Annotated in this window: 7 protein-coding genes and 1 pseudogene; 3 read left to right on the top strand and 5 right to left on the bottom strand. The window is 72.1% G+C overall.

Features of this window, described 5'->3' with window-relative positions; genetic code table 11:
* The first annotated feature begins 52 nt into the window (after positions 1–52).
* Genes GSY69_RS00950 through GSY69_RS00955 form a run of 3 tightly spaced genes read left to right on the top strand, consistent with a single transcriptional unit; the run spans position 53 to position 2,285 of the window.
* Entirely contained in the window at positions 53–1,450 is a 1,398-nt protein-coding gene (locus tag GSY69_RS00950) for a class E sortase (RefSeq protein ID WP_328698705.1), read from the top strand.
* On the top strand, positions 1,447–1,623 hold the full coding sequence (locus GSY69_RS14355) for a hypothetical protein (protein ID WP_235936187.1): 177 nt from the start codon (positions 1,447–1,449) through the stop codon (positions 1,621–1,623). The genes GSY69_RS00950 and GSY69_RS14355 overlap by 4 nt, the downstream gene beginning before the upstream one ends.
* Positions 1,620–2,285, top strand: a complete 666-nt coding sequence (locus GSY69_RS00955) for an anthranilate synthase component II (RefSeq protein WP_160952042.1) — start codon at positions 1,620–1,622, stop codon at positions 2,283–2,285. Before GSY69_RS14355 ends, GSY69_RS00955 begins: the two co-directional genes overlap by 4 nt.
* A 97-nt stretch (positions 2,286–2,382) precedes the next feature.
* On the opposite strand, the gene pknB is transcribed toward GSY69_RS00955, so the two are convergent.
* From pknB to GSY69_RS00980, 5 genes and pseudogenes are all read right to left on the bottom strand, one after another.
* Positions 2,383–4,416, bottom strand: coding sequence for a Stk1 family PASTA domain-containing Ser/Thr kinase (gene pknB / locus GSY69_RS00960; RefSeq protein WP_160952043.1), 2,034 nt, complete (start codon positions 4,414–4,416; stop codon positions 2,383–2,385).
* Positions 4,413–6,221 carry a protein kinase domain-containing protein gene (locus GSY69_RS00965; RefSeq protein WP_160952044.1) on the bottom strand — a complete coding sequence of 603 codons (1,809 nt, stop codon included), beginning with the start codon at positions 6,219–6,221 and terminating at the stop codon, positions 4,413–4,415. The genes pknB and GSY69_RS00965 overlap by 4 nt, the downstream gene beginning before the upstream one ends.
* Positions 6,218–7,687 (bottom strand): peptidoglycan D,D-transpeptidase FtsI family protein, encoded by a 1,470-nt coding sequence (locus GSY69_RS00970; protein ID WP_160952045.1) that lies wholly within the window; start codon positions 7,685–7,687, stop codon positions 6,218–6,220. The genes GSY69_RS00965 and GSY69_RS00970 overlap by 4 nt, the downstream gene beginning before the upstream one ends.
* Positions 7,684–9,567 carry an FtsW/RodA/SpoVE family cell cycle protein gene (locus GSY69_RS00975; RefSeq protein ID WP_160952046.1) on the bottom strand — a complete coding sequence of 628 codons (1,884 nt, stop codon included), beginning with the start codon at positions 9,565–9,567 and terminating at the stop codon, positions 7,684–7,686. The genes GSY69_RS00970 and GSY69_RS00975 overlap by 4 nt, the downstream gene beginning before the upstream one ends.
* A pseudogene (locus GSY69_RS00980) lies at positions 9,564–10,227 on the bottom strand (hypothetical protein); the annotation flags it as partial. The pseudogene GSY69_RS00980 and the gene GSY69_RS00975, both read right to left, overlap by 4 nt.

The following is a 10,227-nucleotide window of genomic DNA, read 5'->3' on the forward strand; positions in this document are numbered from 1 at the left end:
GAGGGGACCGTGCGGGCGCCTGCCCGCTTGAGCAGCCGAAAGCAGATGATCAGTGGACCAGCCCATGAGCCGCCGCGAGCGGATTGCGCAGGAGCGCGCTGCCCAGGAGGCTCAGCGCGGAGGGACCCCCGCGTCCGCTGCGGATGCCGCGGAGCCCGCGTCCGGTCGGCCGCCTGTGGGTCGTCAGTCCGCGGTCCAGCCGACCGCCGGCGAGGCGGCCGCGCGGGGCGAGCAGCTCAGCGGCGAGCAGTCCCGCGGCGGACGGCGCGGCGCCGAGCATTTCAGTGCCGAGCAGGTGAGTAACGAGCAGTCGGGTGGCGAGCCCCCGACCGAGCGCTTCGATCCGATCGGCGGTGGACAGGGGTCCGCCGCCCGGCCCGTCATCCGCTCAGCGCAGCCCACCGGCCAGCAGGCGGCACTCGGCCAGGGCTACGGCACCGGCGGCCGCGCCTACGCGGGCAGCGCACCCCACGCGCCGGCGCAGCACCCGAACGCCGCGGCGCCCTCCGGCCCACCTGCGGGCGGTCAGGCGCATCCCCAGTCCGCGCAGTACGGCTGGCCCACCGCCGCGGCCCCCGCGGCCGCGGACTACTCGGCGCGGACCCAGCCGTGGGCCGGCCAGCAGCAGGCCCAGCCCGCGGCGCCCGCGGTGGCCGGGAGCACCTCGGCGGCGGGCGCCGGGGACTCCGGCGCTGGCGGTGGGAGCCGGAACCGGGAGTACGAGCCGCTGGGCCCCGTGCGCGGCACCATCCGCGCGTTCGGCGAGCTGTGCATCACCGCCGGCCTCGTCCTCATCCTCTTCGTCGTCTGGCAGCTGTGGTGGACCGACTTCGCCGCGGACAACGACAACCAGAAGCTCGCGGACCAGCTGACCACGCAGTGGAAGGACAACCCCAAGGACGAACTGCCGGATGACCCGGACGAGCCCGTCGTGGGCAAGGCGCCGGAGGCGGAGAAGGCCTTCGGGATCGTCTACATCCCCCGCTTCGGCGACGACTACTACCGCACGCTCGCCGAGGGCGTCTCCCTGGACCCCGTGCTCAACAACATGGGCCTGGGCCACTACCCGTCCACCGCGATGCCCGGCGACGTGGGCAACTTCGCCCTGGCCGGGCACCGCGTGACGTACGGCAAGCCGCTCAACCAGATCGCGGAGATGCGACCGGGGGACAAGATCATCGTGCAGACCGCGGATGGCTACTACACGTACACGTTCCGCAACTTCGACATCGTCCTGCCCGATGACACCGACGTGCTCTCGCCCGTCCCGGCCTACCCCAAGTACAAGGGCAAGGACCGGATCATGACGATGACGGCGTGCAACCCCATGTTCTCCGCGCGTGAGCGCTACATCGCCTACTCCGAGCTCACCGACTGGCGGCCGGCGTCCAAGGGCGCGCCCTCGGACATCAAGGACTCGCCCGCGTTCGCAGATGCAGGAGGCAAGTGACCGTGTACGGATTCATCTGGCGCAACCTCCCCGGGCCGTGGTTCGTCCGCCTGCTCATCTGCCTCATCCTCATCGCCGCCGTGTGCTACCTGCTCCTGCAGTTCGTCTTCCCCGTCATCGCCCCGTACATGCCGTTCAACGGCGCCACGGTGGACGAAGGGGGCGGGCAGTGAGTGGAGCCGGTGCGCACATCCTCGTCGTCGACAACTACGACAGCTTCGTCTACACGCTCGTGGGCTACCTGCGCGAGCTCGGTGCGCGCACGACCGTCATGCGCAATGACGACTTCGATGCGGCCCAGCTCGACGAGCTGCTGCCCGGTTTCGACGGCGTGCTCCTGTCCCCCGGCCCCGGTGCGCCGGCGGATTCCGGGGTGAGCCCCGCGGTCATCGCCTGGGCGGAGGCCCACCGCCTGCCGCTGTTCGGCGTCTGCCTGGGCCACCAGGCCCTCGGCGAGGTCTTCGGCGCGACCGTGGCGCACTCGCCCACGCTCATGCACGGCAAGACCTCGCTCGTCGAGCACACCGGCGAGGGCATGTTCGCCCACTGCCGCAACCCGCTGACCGCCACCCGCTACCACTCGCTGGCCATCGTCGACTCCACGCTGCCGGCCGAGGTCTTCGAGACGACCGCGCAGACCCGCGACGGCGTGGTCATGGCGATCGCGCACCGCACCGCACCGCTCTTCGGCGTCCAGTTCCACCCCGAGTCCGTCCTCACCGAGGACGGCTACCAGATGGTGGGCAACTTCCTCGCCGTCTGTGGGATGCCCGAGGCGGCCCAGGCCGCGCGGGGGCGCTCGCCCATTGCCTCGGCGGGCCTCAACCGGGCCTGAGCCTGGGCTGCAGCCGCCGAGGCGCGGCCGACGGTCCGGCCTCGCCGGAACCTCCCATCTCGGCCCGGTTCCCGGCGAATCCCGGCCACGAGCGAGCTCACGAGCCCGGTCGCCCCGGCACGCGCACAGCGGCCGGCACCCGGATGGGTGCCGGCCGCTGAGGGCGAGGGCGAACGCACGGGCTACATGCGCCGCAGGCTCTCGATGAGCTCGTCGACGGCGCTCGAATCGCTGTCCGCATTCCCGGGATGGGGGCGGAGTCATCGCCGTCGGCCCCGTTGTTCTGGTCGGAGGGAACCGGGAGCGGGCCGCCGGTCGCCGAGGGCAGGGGCGCCTCGGTGGTGGGCTCCGGCGTGGGCGGGGCCTTTGCCACGGTCACCGTGATGGTGGCGTGCTGGTCGGTCTGCCCGCCGCCCTTGATGTTCTGCTGGAAGACCTTGCCCGCGTCGTGGTCCGCGGTCTCCTCCTCCTCGACCTGGCAGCCCAGCTGGTACTTGTCGTCCTTGAGGATCTTGCAGGCGTCGTCGCCGGACTTGCCGGTGACGTCCGGGACGTCGACGAGGCCGGTGGAGAGCACCAGGTCGACGTTCGAGCCCTTCTTCACGGTCTTGCCCTTGCCCGGCTTCGTGGAGATGACGTTGCCCTTCTCCACGGTGGGCGAGTTCTTCTCCGTGTTGTTGCCGGCCTTGAGGCCCGCGTCGTCGAGCTTCTGGCGCGCCAGGGATTCGGTGTCGCCGCCGGTGTCCGGCACCTTGACCTCATCGGGACCGGTGGAGACGTAGAGCGTCACCGTGTCCCCGCGGCGCACCTCGGTGCCCGCGTTCGGATCGGTCTTGACGACGCTGCCGGAGTCGACGTCGTCGTCCGCGATCTCCTGCTGCTTGGACTGCAGCCCCTGCTCCTGCAGGTACTGCGCGGCGTCGTCGGCCTTGCGCTCGACCAGGTCGGCCAGGGCGAACGGGGGGTTCTCCTCCGGCTTCGTGGCGTTGTAGACCCACAGGCCCAGCCCCGCGAGCACGAGGACCATGAGCGCGGCGCCGGCCCACAGCCAGCCGCGCTTGCGGCGGGTGGCGGCCTGCTCTTCGGGCCCGGCGTCCGGCAGGGCGGACAGGCCCGAGGTCGCCGGATGGGGGTCCTGGCCGATGCTCGCGACGGCGCCCGTGGGGGTGCCGCCCGTGGGCGCCGCCCCCTGGCCCATCGGCACCGGGAGGGGGGCCACGACGGTGGGCGGGGCCTGGGTGATCGCCCGAGTGGCGTCCTCGCCGTCGATGGACAGCGGGCGGCCGTCGCGGGCCGCGAGGACGTCCTCGCGGAACGTGAACGCGTCCTGATAGCGCTTGTCGCGGTCCTTCTGCAGGGCGTGGAGGACCAGGCGGTCGACGCTAACGGGAATGCCCGCCACGAAGTCCGACGGGGGCCTGGGGGTCTCACCCACGTGCTGGTAGGCGACGGCCAGCTGCGAATCGCCGGTGAACGGCGGGCGGCCCGTGAGGAGCTCGTAGAGCAGGCACGCCGTCGAATACAGGTCCGAGCGGGCATCGACGATCTCGCCGCGCGCCTGCTCGGGGCTCAGGTACTGGGCGGTGCCCACCACGGACTGGGTGTTCGTCAGGCTGCCGGTGTCCTCGAGGGCGCGCGCGATCCCGAAGTCCATGACCTTGATGTCGCCGTCCGGGGTGAGCATGACGTTGCCCGGCTTGATGTCGCGGTGGACGATGCCGTTGCGGTGGCTGTACTCCAGCGGCGCGAGCACGCCCGCCGTGACGTCGAGGGCCTCGCGGACCGTGAGGTGGCCGTGGGCGGAGAGCACCTGGCGCAGGGTCTGCCCGTCGATGTACTCCATGACGATGAAGGGCACCTGCACGGCGGAGCCGCCGGATTCCGTGAACGTCTCCTCGCCGGAGTCGTAGACGCCCACGATGCCGGGGTGGTTGAGGCCCGCGGCGGACTGCGCTTCGCGCTTGAGGCGCTCGTGGAACGACGGGTCGCGCGCCAGGTCGGAGCGCAGCAGCTTGATCGCCACCCGGCGCCCGAGGCGCGTGTCGAGTCCCGCGTGCACCTCCGCCATGCCGCCGCGGCCCAGCAGGTCGCGCACCTCATAGCGGTCGGAGAGAATCCTGGGCTCGCTCATGAATCTCCTCCGCTGCCCGCGCCGGAGCCGCTGTCCGAGCCGCCGGAGTCGCCGGCGCCGTTGTTGTCCGAACCGCCGCCGGCGTCGCCCCCGCTGCCGTTGTCGGAGCCGCCCGAGTCGCCTCCGCTGTCCGAATCGCTGCCCCCGTTGTCGGAGCCCGAATCGCCGGAGTCGCCGGAGTCGTTGCCGGACCCGGATCCGGAGTCGCTGCCGCTGTCGGAGCCCGAATCGGATCCGCTGCCGGAGTCCGAGTCGTCGTTCGACCCCGAGCCGCTGCCGGAGGTCTTCTTCGACGACGAGCCGCTGTCGTTGGACCCCGAGCCGCTGCCGGAGGTCTTCTTCGACGAGGACCCGCTGTCATTGGAGGACCCGGAGGAATCCTCGTTCGACGAGGAGCCCGAGCCGCGCGAGACCTCGATCGTCACGCGGTCGCCCTTGGCGAACGTGTAGCCGTCATCGCCGCGGCGCACGCGGGTGACGGTGCCGGCATCGCGGCTCGAGCTCACGGTCACGGCGCGCACCGTCAGGCCCAGCTGCTCGATGTTGCTCGTGGCGGACTCCTGGCTCAGGCCGATGTAGTCATCCGGGTCGAGGGTGACCGTCGCGCTGTCGGTCGTCTGGGACTGCTGCGCGGTGGGGCCGGGATCGGGCTGCGAGTCACCGCTCGTGGCAAACGTCCACACGCCCCACACGAGCAGCGCGAAGACGAGGATGCTGGCCAGCACGATCGCGAAGACCTTGCCGCCGGACATCTTCCGCCGGCCGTCCTGGAGCTCATCGGGGCGCTGGGCGTCCGCGCCCTGCGCATCGGCGGCCTGCCCGTACTGGCCCGTGCCGGGCTGCTCGGAGCCGACGACGGGGTTCTGCGCGGTCACGGGCAGCACGCGCGTGGCCTGGTCCCCGACGCTGGGCTGGAAGGCGCGCGTGGCGTCCTCGCTGCCGGCGCCCTGGGCGAGCTGGGGGATCGCGGCCTGCGCGGCGGCGATGTCGCCGTTGGCCAGCGCGCGAGCGCCGGCCGCCACGGCGGCCCCGGAGTCCGGCCGCTGCTCGGGCTTCTTGGCGAGCATGAGGTCGACGAGGCGGCGGGCGGGCTCGGAGACGGTCTCGGGCAGCGGCGGGTGCTGCCGGTTGACCTGCGCGATGGCGATCTCCACCTGCGAGTCGCCGGTGAAGGGGCGCTGGCCGGCGAGCATCTCGTAGAGGATGACGCCCAGCGAGTACAGGTCGGACTGGGGCACCGAGCCCTTGCCGGTGGCCTGCTCGGGGGCCAGGTACTGCGCTGTGCCCATCACCTGGCCGGTCTTCGTCAGCGGTGCCTGGTCCGCGGCGCGCGCGATCCCGAAGTCGGTGATCTTCACGCGGAAGTCGGGCGTGATGAGCAGGTTGCCCGGTTTGATGTCGCGGTGGACGACGCCCGCGCGGTGCGCGGCATCGAGGGCCTGGGCCGCCTGGGCGGTGACGTCGAGCGCATCGTGCTCGCTCATCCCGCCGTTGCGGTCGAGGATGGAGGACAGCGGCTCACCCGGGACGTACTCCATGACGAGGTAGGGCGAGCCGTTCTCCTCGCCGTAGTCGTAGACGCCGGCGATCCCGGGGTCGGACACGGCGCCCATGCTGCGGGCCTCCGCGCGGAACCGGTCGAGGAACGACTGATCGCTCAGGTACTCCTCTTTCATGATCTTCGCCGCGATCTGACGGTCGAGGATCGTGTCGCGGCCGCGCCACACCTCGCCCATCCCGCCCACGGCGATGCGGCTGGTGAGCTCGTACCGGCCGCCGAGCATCGTTCCGGGCTGGGGTCTCATTTGTCGATCACCGCTTCCATGATGTCCTTGGCGATGGGGCCCGCCACCCGTCCGCCGGATGCCTCGCTGCCCGCGCTGCCGCCGTCCTCGACGACGACGGCGACCGCGACCTGCGGGTCGTCGGCCGGGGCGAAGGAGGTGAACCAGGCGTGCGGGGAGCCGCCCTCCGCGTGCTGCGCCGTGCCGGTCTTGCCGGCCACCTTGACGCCGCTGATCTGGGCCGCGGTGCCGGTGCCGTCCTCCACGACGGACTCCATCATGTCCGTGAGGGAGTCCGCGGTTCCGGAGCTGATGGGCCGCGAGAACTCCTTGGGGGAGGGCTTCTCGATGGTCTCGAGGGTCTTGGCGTTGCGCACCTGCTTGACGAGGTTGGGCGTCATCTCGCGGCCGCCGTTGGCGATCGCGGCGGCGACCATGGCCATCTGCATGGGCGTGGCGCGCACCTCGTACTGGCCGATCGCGGACATCGCCAGGCTGGGCTCGTTCGCATCCGCCGGGAAGGTCGACGGCGAGACGGACAGCGGCATGTCGAAGCGCTTGCCGAAGCCGAACTTCTCCGCCTGCGCGTTGAGCGCCTTGCCGCCCAGGTCCATGCCGAGCTGGGCGAATGCGGTGTTGCACGAGATCGTCAGCGAGTGCTTGAGCGTGGCCCGGCCGTTCGAACCGCACGTCTCGCCGCCGGCGTTGCGCAGGGAGCGGCTGGTCTGGGGCAGCTTGAGCGAATCCGGCGCGGAGATCTCCGAATCGGGCTTGACGTCGCCCTTCTCCAGGGCGGCGGCGGCCGTGATGAGCTTGAACGTCGAGCCCGGCGGGTAGAGATTGCCGCCGATCGCGCGGTTGTACAGCGGCTTGCTCTTGGCGCCCTCGAGGCGCTGGTAGGCGTCCTGCGCGCTGCTGCGATCGTGCGTGGCCAGCGTGTTCGGGTCGAAGCCCGGGGTGGAGGCCATCGCGAGCACCTCGCCGGTCTTCGGGTTGAGGGCGACGGCGGCCCCGCGCTGATCGCCCAGGCCCTCCCAGGCCGCGCGCTGGGCCTTCGCGTTGATCGTCAGGTCGATGGCCGCGCCGGAGGGCTGCTGGCCGGTGAACCAGCTGCCCACGCGGTCGTAGAACATCGCGTCGGAGGTGCCGGAGAGCAGGTCGTTCTCCGAGCGCTCGAGCCCGGTGGTGCCGGAGACGATGGAGAAGTAGCCGGTCATGTTCGCGTACGCCTTGGCCGACAGGCCGTCCCCGCCGTAGGTGCGCTGGTACTTGTACTCGTCGTCCACGGGGTTCGAGGCGGCCAGCTCCTTGCCGTCGACGAGGATGGGCCCGCGCGGACGGGCGAGCTCGGCGATGACCGTGCGGTTGTTCAGCGGGTTCTGCCGCAGGCTGTCCGCGGCGAAGTACTGGATGGCGCTCGTCGAGCCGAAGAGGAGGGCGAACAGGACGAAGCCCACGACGGCGACGTGCTTGAGCGGGTTCTTCACTGGTCTTCACCTCCCATGCGGTTGCGGGATCTCACGGCGGGCCGGGCGGTCGTCGCGGCCTCCTCGGGATCCCCGAGGGGAGCCTCCTGCGGCCGCGGCGGCACTCCGGGTGAGGCCGCCTGCGCCCCGTGCTGGGGCAGCGCGGACGTCGGCGCCTCGTCCTCGGGGTGACCGGCCCGGGCGGCGGGCCCGCCCTCGGCCTGCGGGGCGGCCGCGGCGCGGCTGGGCCGCGCGCTGCCGGCCACCCGCCAGGCGTCGTCGTCATCCGGGCCCGAGGCGCGGGCCAGGTCCTCGTCGCTGAACTCGCCCGTCGCTCCCGAGTGGTAGGCGCCGGCGGCGGAGTCGGCAGCCACCGGTGCATCGGCGCCGGCCGGCCCAGCGCCGGCCGAGCCGGCGGTGCTTGCCGCGGGCGCCTCGGCGGCAGAGGAACGGCGGGCGCGGCGGCGCGGCGAGTCGTCCTCGTCGCGCAGCACGGGCAGCACGCCCGTGGGGATCTCCGTGACGGGCCGGCGCGCGTTGTCCGACATGCGCAGGAGCAGGCCCACGATGATCCAGTTGGCCACGAGCGAGGAGCCGCCAGCGGCCAGGAACGGGGTCGTGAGGCCGGTGAGCGGGATGACGCGGGTGACGCCGCCGACGACGATGAAGGTCTGCCACGCGAACGTGAACGACAGCCCCGCCGCGAGCAGCGTGCCGAAGCCGTCGCGAAGCATGAGCGCGGTCTTCATCCCGCGCTCGAAGAAGATGAGGTAGAGCGCGAGGATCGCGAAGAGGCCCACAAGGCCCATCTCCTCGCCCAGCGAGGCGAAGATGAAGTCCGAGTTGGCGAACGGCACCGTCTGCGGCCGGCCCTCGCCGAACCCGGTGCCCATGAGCCCGCCGTTGGCCATCCCGAACAGGCCCTGGACGAGCTGGTAGGACCCACCCGCCTGGCGGTTGAACACCTCCGGGTCCAGGGCGTGGAGCCAGCCGTCGACGCGCTGCTGGACGTGGTCGAAGAGCAGGTAGGCGACGTAGGAGCCGCCGACGAAGAGCAGAGTGCCCAGCGCGATCCACGACTTCACCCCGGTGGCGATGTAGAGCATCGCCACGAACAGGCCGAAGAACAGCAGCGAGGTGCCCAGGTCGCGCTGGAAGACGAGGATGCCCACGCTGGCCAGCCACGCGATTGCGATGGGCCCGGTGTCGCGCAGGCGCGGCAGGCGCAGGCCCAGCACCTTCTTGCCGGCCAGGGCGAGCTGATCGCGGTAGTTCACGAGGTAGCCGGCGAAGAAGGCGGCGAGCAGGAGCTTGGCGACCTCGCCGGGCTGGAACGAGAACGGGCCCACGGAGATCCAGATCTTGGCGCCGTGGACGGTGGTGCCCAGGCCGGGGACCAGGGGCAGCAGGAGCAGCACGATCGCCGCGAGGCCCGACAGGTAGATCCAGCGGCGCAGGATGCGGTGGTCGCGCATGACGATGACGACGGCCGCGGCGAGGATGCAGCCCAGGGTCATCCAGATCATCTGGCTGTCCGCCTGGTGCTTGTCGGCCGCGATGTCGAGGCGGAAGATCATCGCCAGGCCCAGCCCGTTGAGCAGCACCGCGATCGGCACGAGCACCGGATCGGCGTACTTGGCACGCCACCACGTGACGATGTGCAGGCCGATCCCCAGGCCGGCGAGCCAGAACGTGTACTCGTAGACGTCCGCGGGCACGGAGTCGGAGGTGCCCAGGCCCACGAGCACATAGGCCGCGGCGGAGATCGCGACGGCGATGAGGACGAAGAGCAGCTCGGCGATGCGGTACGTGCGCGGGCCGCGCAGCTCCGAGGATTCGGCGGCCTGCGCGGCGGCGGGGGCGGGTGCCTCCTGGGCCGCCGCGGCGGGTGCGTAGCTCATGCGCCGGCCCCCGCATCGGCGCTGGCGCCCACCGGGCTGCTCGGCGCCGGGTCCGGGGACTCGGTGGCGTCCGAGGCCCCGGGCTGGATCCCGGTGCGCTGGGAGTTGGCCTCCGACTCGCGGCGCATGTCGCCCACGACCTTCTCCGCGGACTCCTTGGAACCGGCCGGAATGGTCTCCTCGAGGCGGTGCTGGCTGTAGGAGGACAGGCCGGTGACCTGGATGTCCGAGCGGTCCTCGACGCGGCTGAGCGCCACGGGGCCGATCTTCTGGGACACGCCGCGGTAGACCGTGACGTAGCCGCCGTCGTTGCTCACGTAGTACTGCGAGCGCACGAAGTTCCAGCCCAGCAGGCCGGCGACGCCGATCACCGCGACGACGACGAGCGCGGCGAGCAGGCCCTTGAGGGCGCGGCGGCGCGGGCGCGGCTCGTCGTCGAGGTCCTCGTCGAGGCCATCGGCGGGGGCGCCGAACTCATGGGCGGCCTCGCTGTCGGCCTGGCAGTCGGCGCGGCGCTCGGCGCGGCTGCGGCGCTCGCCCGTGCCATCGTGGCCTGCGGCGCCAGCATCGGCTGCGGTTTGCTGGGCGGCACGCTCCTCGGCCGCCCGCTCTGCGCGGCGGCGTGCGCGGCGCGAGCCGGGGGGCGCCTCGGCGGCGGAG

It is taken from the genome of Brevibacterium rongguiense, assembly GCF_009857845.1.
GTDB classification, from domain to species: Bacteria; Actinomycetota; Actinomycetes; order Actinomycetales; family Brevibacteriaceae; genus Brevibacterium; species Brevibacterium rongguiense.

Excerpts from the sequence above, each read along its gene's own strand:
- pknB (WP_160952043.1), bottom strand. The coding sequence starts at position 4,416 with ATGAGCGAGCCCAGGATTCTCTCCGACCGCTATGAGGTGCGCGACCTG.
- GSY69_RS00965 (WP_160952044.1), bottom strand. The coding sequence starts at position 6,221 with ATGAGACCCCAGCCCGGAACGATGCTCGGCGGCCGGTACGAGCTCACC.
- GSY69_RS00975 (WP_160952046.1), bottom strand. The coding sequence starts at position 9,567 with ATGAGCTACGCACCCGCCGCGGCGGCCCAGGAGGCACCCGCCCCCGCC.